Source organism: Symbiopectobacterium sp. (assembly GCF_047692315.1).
Taxonomy (GTDB): domain Bacteria; phylum Pseudomonadota; class Gammaproteobacteria; order Enterobacterales; family Enterobacteriaceae; genus Symbiopectobacterium.
Genome location: NZ_JBLLJS010000020.1, coordinates 36,729 through 55,005 on the forward strand (window position 1 = coordinate 36,729; position 18,277 = coordinate 55,005).

10 protein-coding genes and 9 pseudogenes are annotated in these 18,277 nt (G+C 54.2%); 4 read left to right on the forward strand and 15 right to left on the reverse strand.

All coding sequences use genetic code 11. The features are described 5' to 3' along the window. Positions 1-9: 9 nt before the first annotated feature. From fdnG to hutW, 5 genes and pseudogenes are all read right to left on the reverse strand, one after another. A complete protein-coding gene (gene fdnG, locus ACMZI0_RS09565) occupies positions 10-3,054 on the reverse strand; it encodes a formate dehydrogenase-N subunit alpha (protein ID WP_415672770.1) in 3,045 nt (1,014 codons plus the stop codon). Between the two features lie 471 nt (positions 3,055-3,525). After that, positions 3,526-3,690 (reverse strand): hypothetical protein, encoded by a 165-nt coding sequence (locus ACMZI0_RS09570; protein ID WP_415672771.1) that lies wholly within the window; start codon positions 3,688-3,690, stop codon positions 3,526-3,528. Beyond that, positions 3,671-4,240 carry an NAD(P)-binding oxidoreductase gene (locus ACMZI0_RS09575; RefSeq protein WP_415672772.1) on the reverse strand — a complete coding sequence of 190 codons (570 nt, stop codon included), beginning with the start codon at positions 4,238-4,240 and terminating at the stop codon, positions 3,671-3,673. Before ACMZI0_RS09575 ends, ACMZI0_RS09570 begins: the two co-directional genes overlap by 20 nt. Then, a pseudogene (gene hutX / locus ACMZI0_RS09580) lies at positions 4,237-4,701 on the reverse strand (heme utilization cystosolic carrier protein HutX). Before hutX ends, ACMZI0_RS09575 begins: the two are co-directional and overlap by 4 nt. 12 nt (positions 4,702-4,713) lie before the next feature. Then, a pseudogene (hutW, locus tag ACMZI0_RS09585) lies at positions 4,714-6,034 on the reverse strand (heme anaerobic degradation radical SAM methyltransferase ChuW/HutW). Positions 6,035-6,499: 465 nt separating this feature from the next. Here hutW and ACMZI0_RS09590 point away from each other — a divergent pair. Genes ACMZI0_RS09590 through ACMZI0_RS09605 form a run of 4 tightly spaced genes read left to right on the forward strand, consistent with a single transcriptional unit; the run spans position 6,500 to position 8,902 of the window. Then, positions 6,500-6,898, forward strand: coding sequence for a TonB-dependent receptor plug domain-containing protein (locus tag ACMZI0_RS09590; RefSeq protein WP_415672773.1), 399 nt, complete (start codon positions 6,500-6,502; stop codon positions 6,896-6,898). After that, complete coding sequence (locus ACMZI0_RS09595) at positions 6,801-7,856, forward strand: TonB-dependent receptor plug domain-containing protein (RefSeq protein WP_415672774.1); 1,056 nt, start codon at positions 6,801-6,803, stop codon at positions 7,854-7,856. The genes ACMZI0_RS09590 and ACMZI0_RS09595 overlap by 98 nt, the downstream gene beginning before the upstream one ends. Then, on the forward strand, positions 7,819-8,553 hold the full coding sequence (locus ACMZI0_RS09600; protein ID WP_415672959.1) for a TonB-dependent receptor: 735 nt from the start codon (positions 7,819-7,821) through the stop codon (positions 8,551-8,553). Before ACMZI0_RS09595 ends, ACMZI0_RS09600 begins: the two co-directional genes overlap by 38 nt. A 10-nt stretch (positions 8,554-8,563) precedes the next feature. Then, a complete protein-coding gene (locus tag ACMZI0_RS09605; protein ID WP_415672775.1) occupies positions 8,564-8,902 on the forward strand; it encodes an ABC transporter substrate-binding protein in 339 nt (112 codons plus the stop codon). On the opposite strand, the pseudogene hypF reads toward ACMZI0_RS09605, so the two are convergent. From hypF to hybA, 10 genes and pseudogenes are all read right to left on the reverse strand, one after another. Next, positions 8,865-10,052, reverse strand: a pseudogene (hypF, locus tag ACMZI0_RS09610) (carbamoyltransferase HypF); the annotation flags it as partial. The gene ACMZI0_RS09605 and the pseudogene hypF sit on opposite strands and share 38 nt — an antisense overlap. Before the next feature lie 336 nt (positions 10,053-10,388). Further along, positions 10,389-11,357, reverse strand: a pseudogene (gene hypE / locus ACMZI0_RS09615) (hydrogenase expression/formation protein HypE). 77 nt (positions 11,358-11,434) lie between these two features. Next, positions 11,435-12,568 (reverse strand): annotated as a pseudogene (gene hypD, locus ACMZI0_RS09620) (hydrogenase formation protein HypD). After that, a complete protein-coding gene (gene hybG / locus ACMZI0_RS09625; protein ID WP_415672776.1) occupies positions 12,555-12,815 on the reverse strand; it encodes a hydrogenase maturation factor HybG in 261 nt (86 codons plus the stop codon). The pseudogene hypD and the gene hybG overlap by 14 nt, the downstream one beginning before the upstream one ends. After that, positions 12,806-13,929: pseudogene (gene hypB / locus ACMZI0_RS09630) on the reverse strand (hydrogenase nickel incorporation protein HypB). The gene hybG and the pseudogene hypB overlap by 10 nt, the downstream one beginning before the upstream one ends. Positions 13,930-13,960: 31 nt before the next feature. Next, positions 13,961-14,302: a hydrogenase maturation nickel metallochaperone HypA gene (hypA, locus tag ACMZI0_RS09635; protein WP_415672777.1), complete on the reverse strand. Its 342-nt coding sequence runs from the start codon at positions 14,300-14,302 to the stop codon at positions 13,961-13,963. Position 14,303: 1 nt separating this feature from the next. Further along, a pseudogene (gene hybE, locus ACMZI0_RS09640) lies at positions 14,304-14,764 on the reverse strand (hydrogenase-2 assembly chaperone). Positions 14,765-14,923: 159 nt separating this feature from the next. Continuing rightward, a pseudogene (locus ACMZI0_RS09645) lies at positions 14,924-16,064 on the reverse strand (nickel-dependent hydrogenase large subunit); the annotation flags it as partial. Next, positions 16,042-17,242 (reverse strand): annotated as a pseudogene (hybB, locus tag ACMZI0_RS09650) (Ni/Fe-hydrogenase cytochrome b subunit). The pseudogenes hybB and ACMZI0_RS09645, both read right to left, overlap by 23 nt. After that, positions 17,229-18,275: a hydrogenase 2 operon protein HybA gene (hybA, locus tag ACMZI0_RS09655; RefSeq protein WP_415672778.1), complete on the reverse strand. Its 1,047-nt coding sequence runs from the start codon at positions 18,273-18,275 to the stop codon at positions 17,229-17,231. Before hybA ends, hybB begins: the two are co-directional and overlap by 14 nt. Positions 18,276-18,277: the final 2 nt, after the last annotated feature.

The following is an 18,277-nucleotide window of genomic DNA, read 5'->3' on the forward strand; positions in this document are numbered from 1 at the left end:
TGTCTCCGCTTACGCCTTTTCCACGTTTACCAGGAAAGCCTTGTATTCTGGGGTCTGGCTATTGGCGTCCCCCACGTGTGGCGTCAGAATATTCGCCATGTAGCCTTTGCGCGTGGTGCCCTCAAATCCCCAGTGGCAGGGAATACCGATGGTTTCCACCGTTTGTCCGGCAATGGTCAAGGTGCAAATTCGTTTAGTCACCACGGCTTTGGCTTTGATAAAGCCGCGCTTGCTGCTGACCTTCACCGTATCTCCCGCACGAATGCCCTTCTGCTGGGCCAGCCCTTCGCCAATTTCGACAAACTGCTCGGGCTGCGCAATCGCGTTCAGGCGCGCGTGTTTGGTCCAGTGGCGGAACAGCTCGGTGAGCGAATAGGTGGTCGCAACATAGGGAAACTCGTCCGGTGTTCCCATACGTTGGCGATCCACATCAAACAGACGCATGGCCGGGTTGTGCATCACGTTGGCATGCAACGGATTATGTTTAAGCGGTGATTCGACAGGCTCATAGTGTTCCGGGAAGGGGCCATCGACCATTTTCGTCATGGCAAACAGCCGCCCTAATCCCTCCTGATTCATGATAAAGGGACCGACACCGCTGTTCGGTGCAGCCGTGCTGTAATCCGCCACATCGCTGCCGGTCCAGCGTTTTCCATCCCAACGCAGCACTTCACGTTTCGGATCCCACGGTTGTCCGCTTTCATCCGCCGAAGCGCGATTGTAGAGAATGCGTCTATTCTGTGGCCACGCCCAAGACCAACCGGGGGTATTGCCCAAGCCGGAATCAGCATTGTCGCGGTTAGCCATCTGGTTGCCCTTTTCCGTCCAGCTTCCGGCGTAGACCCAGCAGAAACTGGCAGTAGAGCCGTCATCACGCATTTGCGCGAAGCTGTCGAGCAATTGGCCTTTTTTCAGGATCTGCTTGCCCTGCTCATCAAAGACATCCTCCAGCGCATAACCGTTGGCCTCTTTCGCCACTTCCTCAGGAGTGGGATCTTCCGGGTCCGCGTAGTTCCAGGTCATGTTCAGCAGCGGTTCCGGATTGGCGCCCCCTTCTTTGGCGTACATTTCGCGCAGTCGCAGTAAAATACCGGCGAGAATCACCCCATCATGCAGCGCCTCACCCGGCGGTTGCGCACCGGCAAAGTGCCATTGCAACCAGCGACCGGAGTTGACGATAGAACCGTTTTCCTCAGCAAAACAGCTCGACGGCAAACGAAACACTTCCGTCTGAATCTGGGCTGGGTCCACATCGTTCAGCTCGCCGTGGTTTTGCCAAAAGTTGCTGGTTTCGGTGGCCAGCGGGTCGATAATCACCAGAAATTTGAGTTTCTTGAGCGCTTCACGTGCCTGATTGGAATCGGCAAATGCAGCCATCGGATTAAAGCCTTGGGCGATATAACCGTTCACCTTGCCCGCCAGCATCAGACGCGAATAGCTAAGCGCGTCATAGCTCTTGTCCCACTTCGGCAGCCAGTCAAAGCCCCAGTCGTTCTCTTTCTGCGCCTTATCGCCATACAGGCTCTTCATCAAGCTAATAAAAAATTTGGGCGTGTTCTTCCAATAATTGACCTGATCCGCCAACAGCGTTTTGGGGGTGATTTCGCTCAAATACTGTTGCAGCGTGGTCTGCTTCTCTGAAGGCAGATCCATATATCCCGGCAAGCGCAGCGACAGCAGCCCAAGATCGGTGTAACCCTGAATGTTGGAGTGACCGCGCAGCGCATTCACCCCACCGCCCGCCATACCGATATTGCCCAACAACAACTGAATCATGGCAGCAGTACGAATCATCTGTGCGCCAGTGGTGTGTTGCGTCCAGCCCAATGCGTAAAGGATAGTGGCCGTTTTATCCGGTACGGCAGTGGTGGCGAGCAGTTCGCAAATTTTGATGAAATCGTCCTGTGGCATACCACAAACCTCGGTAACCAGCTGCGGCGTGTAACGACTGACGTGCTGTTTCAGTTGCTGCCATACGCTGCGCGGATGCGTCAGCGTCATATCACGCTTGGCAAAGCCGTTCTCGTCCAGTTCATAGTTCCAGGTGGTATTGTCGTATTTACTGTCTTTCTCGCTGTAACCGCTAAACAAACCGTCGGTAAAGGCGAAATCTTCCCTCACCAGCAGGCTGGCATTGGTATAGGACAATACGTATTGATGTTGTATTTTATCTTGCGTGATCAGATAGTTGACCACACCGAGCAGAAAAGTGATATCCGAACCTGCCCGGATCGGCGAGTACATGTCCGCCACGGCTGCGGTACGGTTAAAGCGCGGATCGACCACCACCATGCGGGCGCCGTTTTTTACCTTAGCTTCAACCGCCCATTTGAACCCCACTGGATGCGCTTCTGCCGGGTTACCGCCCATCACCAGAATCACGTTTGCATTTTTGATATCAACCCAGCTATTGGTCATCGCGCCGCGCCCAAAGGTTGCGCCCAGTGCAGCAACCGTAGGCCCATGGCACAAACGTGCCTGTGTATCCATGCCCAGCATGCCAAGCGCACGGGCAAAGCGGTAATCCAATGCGCCGGTTTCGTTACTGGCCGCAGAAGAACACAACATCCCAGTGGTGAGCCAGCGGTTAACGGTCACGCCTGCGCTGTTTTTTTCCACGAAGTTCGCATCGCGGTCAGCTTTCATCAAACGAGCAATACGGTCGAAGGCGTCATTCCAACTGATAGGCACCCACTTGTCAGAACCCGGCGCTCGATATTCCGGCTGTTTCAAGCGTTGATCGCTATGAATAAAGTCAATCAGTCCCGCCCCTTTCGGACACAGCGAACCACGGCTTACCGGATGATCCGTATCGCCTTCGATATGGAAGATGGAGGCAACGGCATTTTTGGCACCGTCGCCACGGCTGTACATCAAAATGCCGCACCCGACGGAGCAATAGGTGCAGTTATTCCGCGTCTCTCTGGCACGCAACAGTTTGTATTGTCGGGTTTCTGCGAATGCCGTGGCGGGAGAAAAACCTAATGCGGTTACCGTAGTTCCCGCCATGCCGCCCGCGCATATTCTAAAGAATTGTCTTCTGCTGACTTGCATAAAAAACTCCTAAGCTCACATTGCTCAAAAACTGGTGGCACAAATAGCATTTCGTTTAATAAATAAGATAGAACCGGATTGGGGATAAAACCATATACTTATTAAGTATTATGCATTGAAATAAAAAAAGCGCAAACGATTATCAAAACAACAACACACTGATTATATTTACGTTCAAAAAACCACCAAACGCAACGTCAAATCGCAATAAATGATAATAATTATCAATAGCAATCAAAGATGATTGCATAGTCGTTATATATTTACTTACATATAGATTTTTAAAAAGTGAGAACCAATTATGGGGGAAAAACCAGAGAGCAATAACGCACCATCAGATTTCTTTTATATTTCATTGGTTATTAAGAACAGAAAACACGACTATTACCCTGAAAAGTTATTTATTATTAAATAAACGAGCTGGATTATTGCAGCCCGTTATTATGTTTTAACATGAGAGATAGCTGCCTATCAGGCCGCTGGCATACAGCGCGGAGCGTCAGCATCAATCTGTGCCACAAAGTCGAGCAATATACGACGAGCCCAGAGCGGTTCCTGCTCAAACTGTAGCAGCCGATCAACATCGTGGCCGGCGACCCGTAGCGCATTGGCACTGTTACGCACGCACTGCGTCATGATCGCGGCGGTAAATTCCGGATGGAACTGCACCGAAAGCGCACGCGGGCCATAGCGTCAGTTGACCGTTATGCGTCGCGACCACATCCAGCAACCCACCAGGCCGAACGATAGCGTAATCAAGCGAGCTGCTTTGCAGCCAACATTCCGCCAGCGACTTCTCTCTCACGGCCAAACCAAAGGCCGCTTTCGCCCGCGAGGAGAGCAGCGGCCAACCGTCACCGTACCCCAACGAAGTCACCAACAGCACTCGTTTCAGCCCCGCTTGCTCTGCGCCATCGATCAGCGTACGGTGCCCCAGATAGTTCACCGAGCCGCCGCCCAGCGTGGAGACGATGACTGCATCCGGCCCCGCCGCCTGACAGGCATCAGCAACCACCGCAGGCTCGCAGGCATCCCCTTCCACTACGGTAACGCCTTGCTCACGCCACTGTCTGGCTTGTTCATTGTCGCGCAACACCAGAACAACAGGCTGGTTGCACGCCAGTGCACGTTGCAGCAGGCACGCGCCAACACCGCTGCCTGCACCGAACAGCAACCAGGGCGTCACGCCGCCACCGCCCGCAGTTCATGCGCCAGCAGTTGGCGGTGATCGTCGCGACCAAGGAAAATTTTGAACATGGCATCACCCGACGCGTTGAAAAACACTACAGAGGCAGTATCCATGCCCATAAATTTACGCTCGATAAGCGCAATTTGCTGGCAATGGGTGGCACGAATGTGGCCGCTCAGCCCATTTCTGCCACGCAGATTAAGATAGCCGTGGCGGTGCGTTCCCGTCGGCAACACGCTCTTGAATTCCAGAATAGCATCGGGCGTATGGCTGATAAGCGTCACTTCACCCCACTAGGTGATAGTATCCCACATGCGATCGAACTGTTCCCCCGCTACCAGCGTACGCTGTGCTTCAGGCAACGCTTCGGTGACCACAAACAGACTGGTCTGGTATTGTTCCGCGATCGCCTCTAAGGTGCCATCCGGGTTTGTTGCCAATAATTCTTGTAAAGTCATCATGTTCTTCCCTTAATGAGGCAATGATTCCCCAGCATTGAGCTGAGGGATAAGCTGTTGTAGCGCCTGCATCAGATTATTCGCCCAGAAACGTCCATCGTTGGTCAACCGTAGACAGGTTGACGCATCGCGGGTTAATCCGGCTTCATGCCATTGACGCAGTAACGGTGTCAGCACGTCGGCCTGCGGTGTTAACAGCGGCAAGGCGACACGTCCAATTTCAATACCGGCTTGCAAGCGGTGCTGCCAGGCACCGGCTTTACTGGCAGGCGTCATCATCGCGATCGGTTTCTCACCGTTATCCAACTTCGCGTAGTAGCGTTCCAAATCGCGCTCTATCATATACGCTTGGCCGTTGACGTTGCCGCCTGCGCCGCTGCCCATTGCCAGACAGTCATCTCATTGTTTAATAATCATATTATAGAGATTGTGCTCACGGGTAGTTTCTGCCCAGTGGCTGTTGCTCAACTGATGCCAGCCGGCATTGGCAAGAAAATCTGCTCCCGTACGATAAAAATCGCGCCGTTCCATCACCTCCTCCGGCAGCGTCACACGCTGGTTCTCTGCCGCTTTTGCCAGCGGTGTGGTCGGTAACAGGTTCAACGCATAAAGATCGACGCCATCCAACGGCAGATCGCTGACAATCGCTAAATCTTCGCGCCAACTTTCTGCGGTTTGTCCCGGTAAACCGAACATCAAATCACACACTACGGCAGCCTTATCCCGGCTGCACAGGTTTTCCAAAAAGTGGATGAGCTGCTGCCTGTCAAACAGGCGCGCCATGCGCTGGCGTATACGGCTATCAAAAGGTTTGGACACCGATGGAGAAACGGTTTGCCCCTGCCTCCAGGCAGGCATCGATGCGCTCATCATCAAACCCGGCGCTGCGACCTTCAATAGTGATCTCGCAGTCGGGTGCCAGAGGCAGAGCGGTGCGGATTGCGCGAATGATCTGCGACAACTCGTCAGCAGACAGCGCCGTCGGCGTGCCGCCGCCAAAATAGACCGCATGAATGGGCGCGGATTGATGCAGGGTACTTTCCGCTTCCAGCGCCAGTTCCTGTAACAAGTAACAGGTGTAGGCCGCAGTGCTGTCATCGCGCAGCTTGTCCTGATAAAAACCGCAGAAGGTACAGTGCGTAGCACAGAAAGGAATGTGTAAATAGAATAGACGTTTACGCGCAGGCACTGTTTGCTGACACAGCGTTTGCCAGCTTGCTGCGATCTGCTCCGGAGAAAGCGGCACATGATTACGCCAGGGCATCGCCATGCGCCGCGCGGCGAACGGTTGCTCGCCGGGCTGGGCGTAATACGGCGTTAAATCAATGTTCATCTCTTCCTTCATCCTTTCCACATCTACAACGGTAAAAAGCTTAGATGATAACTATTTGTATTTAGCAACACGCCCAGGCGTGAATTGCGAGCCAAACGAGAGCACCTCACCAGACACAAGATCGCGTTAACGAGTTTTTCACTTTTTTGTAAAAATCATTAATTCACAAAAAGATAAAAAATATAATAAAAATCAAATATCTAAAAATAAAAGTTAATGCAGTTGTTACGTTAATGATAAATACGCGCGCTTCATTAAGTTTGCTTAATTTAATTAAATACACAAAAATCAAGTGTTTATTAAAAATAATTCATGACAAGCATCACAAAAAATAAAATTATTTTGACAAATTGTTTCATCTGAAATACAATAAATGATAATACAAATGAGAATTGTTTGTTTTTCAGGGATAACAGATGAAAAAAATAATGACGCACACAGCGGTATGTTTACTGCCGCTTATTTATGGCAATACCTCACTTTTATGGCAATACCTCACTGGCTGCCGGACAGGAAGACGAAATCACGGTAATCAGTGCCGGGCGCACCGAACAGAATCTGTGGGAAAGTCCGGTAAGTATGCAGGTTGTCGACAGTGAAAAGCTGAGCCGATTTACCGGCGACCAGATGGCGGAAGCACTGCGTGATATTCCCGGGGTGGATATTGTCGACAGTTCGTTGGCCGGGCGTAAGCAGATTCGTATTCGTGGCGAAGAAGCCTCTCGCGTTTTGGTGCTTATCGACGGGCAGGAAGGGGCCGCACTCGGTGCTGTACGGCTCACAGGCCATTGGCGGGATTATCAATTTTATCACCCGCAAAGGCGGAGATTCGCCCATCGGCGGCAAAATCAAGGTGATGTATGACAGCGTGAACGCAGGCTGGCAACAATCGGCGATCGCATACGGCTCACTGGGTGATTTTGAATATTGCCTCAGCGGCAGCTACAGCGATCAGGGCAATCGCAGTACGCCGGATGGTCACCTGCCCGGTACGGATTTCCGTAACAATAGCCAGTCAGCCTGGCTGGGCTATCGCCTCGGCGAACACAAGTTCGGACTGTCGTTGGACAGGTATAAAGTCAGCACCCAGACCTACAACAACTCCACCGAATATGACAGCTTCAGCGTGCGTATTCCCAATTTGGAACGCGATAAAATCGGTCTGTTCTACGACTGGAACGTCGGCAATAGCCTGTTGAAAAAGGTGCATCTGGACGCCTACCGGCAAAACATCAAGCGGGAATTCCGTAACGATTTGGTGCAGAGCGGCGTTGATTACAGTTACCAAGGCTGGGCAATGACCGATTCGGTGATGGCGTTGAAAACCGGTACCAATGACAAGCAGGTTAGCGATGGCATCACGGTGCAAACCGATCTTACCCCCTGGGATAATCATCTGCTGATTGTCGGCGGGCAGTGGTCACGCGACGATGTAAAACAGACGGCATCAACCAACGTGAATATTGGCAAAACAATCAGCTTTCGCGGCAGCCCGTATAACATCAATATCAACCCCAACATAAATTCTGACGCCTACTGGCAACAAACGCACTGGTCATTGTTTGCACAGGATGAATGGAAAATCACGCCAGACTGGACCTGGACCTTAGGCGCACGCCAATATTGGGTCGAATCGCTCTCTTATGGCAGCGCCAGTAATGGCATTATCACCCGTTATGGCTTCCCTGACGCGATTGGCGTAAACGGTTCTGCTAATACCAACAGTACCAAAGCCGGCCAACGCGAACACGACAGCACCACCGTGACCGCCACCACGCTGCGCTATTCGGGCTTCACCAACACGCAGTTACGCGCCTCTTAACGCGCAGGGTTATGTTTACCCAACCTTAACGCATAAGTTCTACGACACCAGCGCGGGCGGTGGCACCACGTACGGTAACCCGAATCTGAAAGCGGAACGTTCGGACAACTATGAACTGGGCGCTCGCTATAAAAATGCAGACTGGTTGCTGGACGGTGCGATTTATCACTCACGCGCCAAAGATTACATCACCACACTTAACTGTGCGGGCAGCGCTACCTGCGCTGGCAGCACCGATACCAGCAGCCGTTATTATGCTAACGCCAATCGCACGAAAACCTACGGAATGGAACTGCATGCGGAATATCTGGGCTGGACGGTATCACCTTATGTAACCGGAAATGTGATTCGCCGCGAGCTGGAATTGGAAAACCGCAGCACCTTTGACACCGGTGAACCCGCGCTAACCGGGCGTTTTGGCGTGAAGAATGTCACCCTGTTTAACCTGTTCTCACTGGAGTCAGATGCCTTCCTGCGCGCAGCAACGCGTGCGAAAGATCGTACCGCCGATCAGGAAACCCAGCATGCTGGCTGGGCAACGGCTAATCTGACGTTTACCGCCACCTTTGGCAAAGAAGACCAGTATCAGGTGAACTGGGCGCTGAACAACCTGCTGGATAAACGCTATACCACTGCGCATGAAGGCATTCCGGCATCCGGGTTCAGCACGGTTATTGGTGCCTCCATGGCATTCTGAGGGAAATGACATGTTAAGGGTAATATCTGCGCTATTTATCAGCTGTTTGGCATTCAGCCTGCCAGCACTTAGTGCATCAGCACCATCGCGCATCGTGGTCGCTGGCGGTTCTCTGACGGAAATCGTCTATGCACTGGGGAGCGGCAGCGCAGTGGTAGGGGTGGATCAAACCACTACCTACCCACCCGAAACACAAACGGTCGCCAAGGTCAGCCACTGGCAGCAGTTAAACGTGGATGGCATGTTGTCTTTGCAGCCCTCGCTGGTGATGACCTGGCAGGACGCCCAACCGCAGGCCGCGCTGGACCAGTTACGCCAGGCGGGTGCTCAAAGCCGGGTGGTAGCGTGAAGGCATCTGGGACATAGCCGCGAGCACGGCGCAGCATTTCCGCATCGCCGTCATGAAAACGCACCAGCGAATCGTCAGCGCGTTGCACGATATCACGGTTATGTAACAGCCAGAGATCGGCTAACCCATTGAGATCGCTTAACGCTTGCGCATTGGTCAATGCGGGCGGTTTGCCGTTGGCGTTACTAGAGGTCATTACCAGCGGGCGCTCCAGCAGCAGGTGCTGGAGCGGGTTGGCGGGCAGCATCAATCCCACCTCCCCTAAACCTGGCGCAATCGCATCACACAGCACACCGTCGTGTTTCAACGGAAGCAATACGATGGGTGCAGCAGCGCTTTTCATCAAATTAATGGCAGGGGAATGGTCCGCTATTTGCGCACAGTGCGGCAACCAGTGCTCATTGGGCAGCATCACCGCCAGCGGTTTTCCGGGACGGCGCTTGCGCTGACGCAATTGCTCCACCGCGCCCTGTTGCAGAGCGTCGCATGCCAGATGAAAACCACCCAGTCCTTTGACCGCAACGATCTGCCCCGCCTGCTCCAGCGCCAGATCCACCTGCGACAGTTCATTGCCAGACGCATCGCATAACCACACGTGTGGGCCACAATCAGGACATGCAGTGGGTTGGGCATGAAAACGTCTATCGGCAGGGTTTTGATATTCACTGGCACAAGGCGAGCACAGGGGAAACGTCGCCATCGCCGTATTTGTCCTGTCGTAAGGCATATGGCGAATGATGGTAAAACGCGGCCCACAGTGAGTACAGTTGATAAAGGGATAACGGTAGCGTCGATTTCCCGGTGTCATCAGCTCTTGCAAACAAGCAGGACAGGTCGCCGCATCAGGCACCACCTGTGTATCCATTGCTCCCGCGCCGCTGTGGGCAATACTAAAGTCAGTGAGTTCCTGCTCCCATTCGTAAGGGTGTGATTCGATTCTGCCGATGTGCGTGAGCGGTGGGCATTCACGGACAAGATCGTCAAGAAAGGGGGGTAACCTGCGGTGATATAACAAGATGAATCAACACGCCTGCGCTGTCATTGCTGACATTACTGTATAGCTGATGCCGATGCGCCAGTTGCCAAACGTAAGGGCGAAACCCCACCCCTGCACTTTGCCTTTCACGCGGATACGAATACCGTTGCTCATAGGGAGCCGAACTCCATAGGAATGTTGTGTTGTTTTTCATTCGCGTAAAAAATCGCGCTGAGGTGATTGAGACCGCCGGGTGAGCAGCATGGATGCCACGAAAGCCTGCGCCGCGTCGGGAACGCGTCGCAGGTGGCCCGAACAGCGGGCTCGCACGCCGAAGGCACCGCGCAGCGGCGTGATTTCCGCGAAAAGCCAGGGGTCACGGGGCGACGGCGATTGAGCCGCCCCGTGTCGGGCACGTGCAACTCGCGTTGCAGAAAAGGCTAAAGCTGACGCGCACGAAACTCTCACTGCACTGACAGAAACCTCTTCCCTGCTACAGGCCGTTGACGGTTAGCATATCCGCGGCATGGGCTCATTATGCGGCAGATCCAGCAGTCGCGAGGTGCCGAATATTCCGCGCAGGCGCACCTGCGTTTGTGCCGTCGCTTCGCCAATGGTGGCAGCGTCTTTCCCGAGCGGGTGTGCATGCAATGCATCAAGCACTGCCTGTTCTGCCTGCAGCGCTACCGCTAACAACTGTTTACCTTCATTAGCAAAATTCAGCGCTTCCAGCCCGAGAATTTCGCAGATACCCGCGCACGGCCGTTTTCAGCGGCAGTGCCGCTTCGTCAATCACCATACCGCAGCCGCTGGCTTGCGCATATTCATGCAAAATGGCGGTGACACCGCCGCGCGTGGCATCGCGCAGTGCACGAACGCCTTCAATGGCGCGCAAAGGCGCAATCAACGATGTCAAGGTCGCACAATCACTGCTGAGTTCCGCTTCCAAACCCAATTTTTCGCGCAGGTTGAGGATAGTTGCACCGTGATCGCCCAGTGTCCCGGTAACAATGATCTTATCACCGGCGCAGATATGTGCAGCCCCCAATTAATCTCCATAGGGATTACACCGATGCCGGCCGTATTGATAAACAGCTTGTCGGCCGCACCGCGCGGTACCATCTTGGTGTCCCCTGTCACGATCTGCACACCGGCCTGCTGCGCAGTGTGTGCCATGAATGTCACCACGCGCATCAGATCTTCGCCAGGAAAACCTTCTTCAATGATAAAACCGCAAGATAGGTAGAGCGGTTGTGCACCGCTGACCGCCAGGTCGTTTACCGTGCCGCATACCGCCAGCTTGCCAATATCCCCACCGGGGAAAAAAATCGGATCGATGCCATAGCTATCGGTGGTAAACGCCAGACGATCGCCCTGCTGCGTCAGCGGGGCCAGCGGCATACGCGCCTGATCTTCCCGCTGCCCGAGCAACGGATTGTCAAACTCGGTTAAAAACAGCGAGGCTATAAGTTGTTGCATGGCCTGACCGCCGCTGCCGTGCGCCAGCGTTATCTCTTTTGGCGGTTTGGAAATATTCACTTATTGGAAATATTCACTTAAACGTCACTCCCGATGGGGCTTTCTTCCCGGCGATATTGGTAATAGGCCGCACAGGCCCCTTCTGACGACACCATCAGTGCGCCAATGGCATTCTCTGGCGAACAACGCTTGGCAAACAGCGGACAGTCCGCCGGTTTGCAGCGCCCGTTCAGCACATCGCCACAGCGCGATAGCGGCTCATCGGCCACCCGCTGTTGTCGCGGCTGAAAGCGCCGTTCAGCATCATAGTCATGATAGGCGGCGCTCAGTTGCATGCCGGAATCGGCAATTTCACCGAGCCCGCGCCATTCGCTGCTGGCTTTGATTTCAAACACCTCGGCCATCGCTTTCTGCGCCAGTTCGTTGCCGCTGTTCGGCACAATACGACGGTACTGATTCTCCACCTGGCAGCGCCCTTCGCGCAGTTGCGTCACCAGCATCAGCAGCGCTTGCAGAATATCCAACGGCTCAAAACCGGTAATCACAAAAGGCTTATGAAATTCATCGCACAGCGGTTGATAAGGCGAAGCGCCGATCACCATGCTGACGTGCCCCGGTGCCAGAAAACCGTCGATGCGGATATCCGGCTGCTCAAGCAAACTGCGCAGCGTGGGGATAATGGTTATATGCTGACAAAAAAGCGAAAAATTGTGAATACCGCGTCGCTTGGCCTACTGTAACGTCAGAGCGGTACTGGGCATCGTGGTTTCAAATCCGAGTCCGAAAAACACCACCTGGCGATCAGAGTGTTTCTCTACCAGCGCCAACGCATCCAGCGGCGAGTAGACAATACGCACATCTGCACCGTGCCAGCGTGCGTCAAGCAGGGAGCCGTTACACCCCGGTACGCGCATGGCATCGCCAAAGGTACAGAAGATGACTTCAGGGTGCGAGGCGATTTCGATACAGGCATCGATACGCCCCATCGGCAGCACACAGACCGGGCAACCGGGGCCATGCACAAATTCAATCTCCGGCGGTAATAGCCTGTCGAGGCCAAACTTGAAAATAGCATGGGTGTGCCCGCCACACACCTCCATCAGTTGCAGCGGATGCTCGCGCCAGTGCGGCATCGCCGCTACCTGTTTCTCGATTTCCCGCAGCAGCGTTTTGGCCAATTCAGGATCTCGAAATTCATCAACGTACTGCATAGCCGTCCCCGTGCTGGCGCATTTCGTCCAACTCCAGCCCAACAGCCTGCATGGATTGCAACGCATCCAGCAAGCTCATGGCAAACCCAACGTGCACCAATACCCATTGGCCGATCAGTTCAGCCGGTTCACCTTCGCACACCAGCGCAATATTCACCGCGCGCTGCACGCCGCACACATCCACCAGTGCCGGTTGGTGAATATCTTCCCCGACCGACACCACTTTACCGGGAATGCCTAAGCACATCGTTGCGCCTCCAGCCAGGCGAACCATTCATCCATCCCCTCGCCGCTGCGGGCAGAGAGCGCAATCACTTGAATATCCGGGTTCACCCGACGTGCATAAGCAATACAGGCTTCCAGATCGAAATCCAGATACGGCAGCAGATCGATCTTGTTAATGATCATTAACGCTGCGGCAGAAAACATATGCTGATATTTCAGCAGCTTATCTTCACACTCTGTCACCGACAGCACAGCCACTTTATGACGTTCCCCGAGATCAAACCCGGCCGGGCACACCAGATTACCGACATTTTCGATAAACAGAATGCTGTTATCCGCAAGTTGCAGGCGATGCGCAGCATCATGCACCATTTGCGCATCCAGATGGCATCCTTTACCCGTGTTAACCTGAATTGCACTCACTCCCGTTGCCCGAATGCGTTCAGCATCGTTTGTCGTCTGCTGGTCGCCTTCAATCACCGCGCAAGGCACATGGCTGCTGATATGATCGAGCGTGTGTGTCAACAAGGTGGTTTTACCGGAGCCGGGGCTGGAAACCAGATTGAGTGCCAGAATTTTTTGCGCTGAAAAATGTTCACGGTTATGCTCTGCTCAGCCAGCGCGTTATTTTTACTCAGCACATCCATTTCAATCTGCAACTGACGCTGCTGTCCCATGCCCGGTGCGTGTGTTCCCGCCTCGCCCTGCCCATAATGCAGATCCGCACCGTTCACTTGCAGCTGAAACGCTGCCTGTTGATGCCTATCCTGGTGATGAGCGGCATGGTGATGAGGGTGGTCATCATGCACATGATGGTGTGCTTTTTCTACGCTGCGCCGCGATACCACTTTGCTTTCGCCGTGATAGTGGTGGTGAACATCACCGTTATGATGGTAGTGGTGGTGATGAATGACCACATAGCGTGGCGCTCCGCCCTCTTCATGCAGATGTTCATCATCATGATGATGCGGGTGATGATGTGCATGGGAGTGTTGATGCGTATGCGAATGATCGTGGTGATTGTGCCCGTGGTGATGGGCATGGTGATGATCGTGAGCGTGGTCATGGGCATGAACATCATGCTCGTCACCTTCAATTCTGCGTTCCCCTTCGCCGCAGCCACATGTTGTACACATAGAAACTGACTCCTTACGGTGTTAAACCGCTTTACTCTACTGCTAACTGTTTCAATTGCAGGCTACCGCCTTCATCAATACGCAGGTTATAGCTGCCACACTGTGGACAGCCCGCGCCGTGGCGCGAAATTTCAACCATCGCGCTGCACTCCCAGCACCAGGCCCGTGCAGCGCGCACGGCGACATGCAACTCACATCCTTCCGCCAGCGTTTGCTGGCAAACGGACTCAAAGCAAAAGCGCAATGCGCTCTCCTCAATGTAGGAGCGCGCGCCGATTTCCAGCCATACACCCGTGACTTTATGCGCGCCGTGTTGACGCGCCTGTTGCTCTATCAACTCCAGCGTGCTGTAGCATAAGGAAATTTCATGCATGCTACGCGCTCCCACGCAGGAACAGAGCTCGGCGGCTGAGATTACGCGGCGCATCTGCATCCACCACCGGAAGCGACAGCGCCATACGCGCACTCTGCTCTGCCGACATATGGGGATCGATGGGCGACATCAGTGAACAGGAGAGATACTGGTGGTTTTGGCCACTATCGTCGGCCATTTCGCTTACCAGAAACGTGACATTGCCGCACGGCAGTTGCAGCGCCAGGCGTTCACCGGCAGCTCGTCGTGACCAAGTCTGGTCTGGCCCTGGCAGCACCAACAGACTGGCGTTAACAAGCAGCCGACCCACTGCTGTTCAAACAGCGTAAAACCGCAAGCCTTTACCGGAATTGCAGCACGATAGAATGGTAATGATTGCATATCACTGCGAGCGACGCGCGTAAACGCCGCTTCCAGCCAGACCGCAGGAGAATCAACGAAACCCAAGGTTTCCTCATCCACGCGATGTTCTGCTACGGCAGCGGGACCTTCAATGCGCTCACTCATACGCAGTGCTCCACCGAAAGGCAAGTGGTAGGATACGCCACCTGCTCCTGCGCCGTTTTCCTGCGAACCGTGATACCGCTGGCACTGAGCGCAGCAAGAATTTGTGCCAGAGCAGGCCAACGGCCCGACTTCTACCGTCTTGCCATAGAATGTCGGCGCTTTTACCCAGGTGTATTTGCCATCTTCCTGCCAGCCCGTGTAGTTAGGACGCGTGAGCCCTTCCCACGGTGCCAATGGCTCATCATCTTTATACCAAGCGTGCTTACCACTTTCTTTGATGCCGTCGATCAAAAACGCATCGTTGTGGCTGGTGATCGGACGATACTTGCTGAAATCACCGTTTTCAAGGTAACCACCTGCCAGCAGGAAGCTGCCGCCTTTGTTGTCGGTCGGCAACTCAGGCACGCTCAGGTAGTGATCGGCCCCTTTACCCAGCGTCAGCCACTCAGGGTAGTGCGCGGCGATAACGGCGCAATCCACTTTGTAAACCTGCTCGATAAAATCCCCCAGACTGTCGATGAACGATTTCACGTACATCAGTCGTTCCAGGTTCAATACGGCAGGCGCATCAAGGTTAATCGGGGGCCACACCGCCGACGGCCAGGTTCTGGATATGCGGTGTTTTACCGCCCAGAATGGCAACGATACGGTTAGCATCACGCTGGCACTCCAGCGCTTGCAGGTAGTGTGCGACGGCAATCAGGTTCACTTCCGGTGGCAGTGCCATGGCGGGGTGTCCCCAATACCCGTTGGCGAAGATCCCCAGTTGGCCGCTGGCCACCAGATCCTTGATCTTCTGCTGCACTTTGGTGAATTCTGCCGCACTGTTCAATTGCCAGGTCGAGGCACCTTTGAGCAATGCTTCTGCCTTGTTCGGATCCGCTTTCAGCGCAGCCGTTACATCGACCCAATCCAGCGCCGACAGTTGATAAAAGTGGACGATATGGCCATGAATGCTGTGTGCAGCCAGAATCAGGTTGCGGATGTACTGTGCATTGACCGGCACATCCAGCCCGAGCGCATTTTCCACCGCACGCACGGAGGCAATGGCGTGCACCGTGGTACAAACCCCACATATGCGTTGCACAATCATCCACGCATCGCGCGGATCCTGACCTTTAACGATTTCTTCCATTCCCCGCCACATGGTCCCTGAGGACCAGGCTTTAGTGACTTTCCCTTGCTCAATCTCGCAATCAATGCGCAGGTGCCCCTCGATACGGGTAATAGGATCAATGGTGATGCGTTGGCTCATGCTTTACCTCGGTCTGATAATTCTTATGAACGCTTCCCAGCGCGGGAAGAACCGGCAACAACCGGATTAACAAGATGTATGCGCACACTTCAATGGCAACAAATCCCATGGAGATCAGCACTTCCTGCGCCGCAGGGAAGTAGTGATAGCCACCGCCAGGATTGAACGCCAGCAACGAGTAGCTCAAGCGCCACAGTGCCGCTCCAAACAACATGCTCAGGCTGGCGACAAACAGCCAGCGCTAATCTTCACGCGCGCCCGGCAACCGGAACAGCACCAATGGGAACGCCATCAGCGCAGCTTCAAACCAGAACATGATGGAGAAGCGATCGCCACTGAACAGGTAGCCGGTTTTGTTGTGCCATAACAGTTCGCCAAAGCGGAGCACCAGGAACAACACCAGCAATACCTGTGTGATAGTGCTCAGATTGGTGAACAGCGGACGTTCATTCGGTCCGCGCCCCTTCAGCCCAGCCTGCACCAGCGATCCTTCAAACGTCACGATGGAGAAGCCCATGATGAAAGCGGTCCGCAGTGACAGTAACGGCAGCAGTTCATAGCTTTGCCACAGCGGATGCACCTTAATATCCGGCCGAGATCATCAGCGATCCCATGGAGGATTGGTGCATGGTCGGTAACAACGCCCCGAGCGAGATGATGGAGAACATCACCTTGTTGAGGTGCTTCAGCGCTTTCTTCCATCCGAACCGTTCGAACACGACCGGAGCAAACTCCAGCGCCATCACCCCGATGTAGATGGTCATACAAACAGCGGTTTCAAACAGCACCGAGTTGGTGTTGAAAAAACCGGGAATGTAGAAATACGGCAGATTCCAGTAACGCCCTACGTCGATGGTGATGGACAACCCACCCAGCGAGTAGCCGAACAGGCTGGCCAACAGCGCAGGACGCACCAATGGGTGATATTCCCCGCGGTTGAAGACATAAGCCGCCCAGGCCAGTGCCCAGCCGCCGCAGGCAAAACCCGTGCCCACCAGCAGGTCAAACGCGATCCACAGCTCCCATGGATATCCCCCGTTCAGGGCTGCCACCGCACCGATACCAAAGATAAGCCGCCGCAGAATCAATACGCCGCAAATCACCGCAAGCGGTGCCAACAGCATAACCGGCCAACTGACCAGACGCCCGCCCAGCGGGCTGGCTTTATGCGCCGTCATGATCGTTCTCCTGATCTTTCTTCGGGTGATGAGGATCGTCGTGATGCTCGTCATCTGCTTTACGTTCATCCCGGATGTTACGATGCACCAGCACCGAGAGCCCGGCTAACACCGCCAGCGGCAACACCATTCCTTTATACAGGGTGTGCTGAACGTGCTCAGAACGTGCACCGGTGGAGAGCCCATCTAGTTGCGGCAGATCCAGGTTTTGGTAGGGTACCCCCGCCATCACCAGCACCCGTGTACCGCCCGCTTCTTTTTCGCCGTAAATATGGCGATCGTAGGTCGGGATGGTATGCAGGTAAGTATCTTTTGCCCCAAACGTCTGGCGCGGATAGCGGTATTCTTCGCCCGGTTTCAATGCCAAATGGCGTTTGGCTTCATCAAGCAGTTCTTCCCGCGTGCCAAAGATGACCTCGCCGGTTGGGCACACTTCCACGCACCCCGGCATGCCGCCTTTATCTAACCGCTCCAACCCTTTCTGGTTGCACAGTTCGCACTTGTGCAGTTTGCCGAACGGGTTTTCGTAGTCGTATTTGGGAATATTGAAGGGGCACGCCACCATGCAGTAGCGACAGCCTGTACGCACACTGGCGTCGTAGTGCACCACACCGGTTTTGGCATCTTTTTTCAGCGCGCTCACCGGGCAGACCGAAACACAGTTCGGATCGACACAGTGCATACACTGCTTCTTGATGTAGGCGTAGCCGTTATCGACCTGGTCTTTATTCTGACCCGTGCCGCTGCTCCACACCCGAATAATGTTATTGGTGTAAGGGCTCAACTTGTCATTATTTGACCAGGTAGGTGAACCTCCGGCATAAATCTGGCTATCCGGGTTATAGGTCGATTTATTAACCTGCTGACACTCGGTTACGCATGCCTGACACCCAACGCACAGCGTAGAGTCGTAGAGCATGCCCAATGCGCCTGGAATCGGCGGTCGGTTGGTCGCCGCTGCCTTGGCAGCAAACGGCGTTCCCGCCATTACCGCGCTGGCAGAGGCTAGCTTGAAAAAATTGCGTCTGTTCACGG

What these genes read in the sequence shown, in the direction of transcription:
- fdnG (WP_415672770.1), bottom strand. Translation starts at nt 3,054, where the DNA reads ATGCAAGTCAGCAGAAGACAATTCTTTAGAATATGCGCGGGCGGCATG.
- ACMZI0_RS09570 (WP_415672771.1), bottom strand. Translation starts at nt 3,690, where the DNA reads ATGACGCAGTGCGTGCGTAACAGTGCCAATGCGCTACGGGTCGCCGGC.
- ACMZI0_RS09590 (WP_415672773.1), top strand. Translation starts at nt 6,500, where the DNA reads ATGGCAATACCTCACTTTTATGGCAATACCTCACTGGCTGCCGGACAG.
- ACMZI0_RS09605 (WP_415672775.1), top strand. Translation starts at nt 8,564, where the DNA reads ATGTTAAGGGTAATATCTGCGCTATTTATCAGCTGTTTGGCATTCAGC.
- hybG (WP_415672776.1), bottom strand. Translation starts at nt 12,815, where the DNA reads ATGTGCTTAGGCATTCCCGGTAAAGTGGTGTCGGTCGGGGAAGATATT.
- hypA (WP_415672777.1), bottom strand. Translation starts at nt 14,302, where the DNA reads ATGCATGAAATTTCCTTATGCTACAGCACGCTGGAGTTGATAGAGCAA.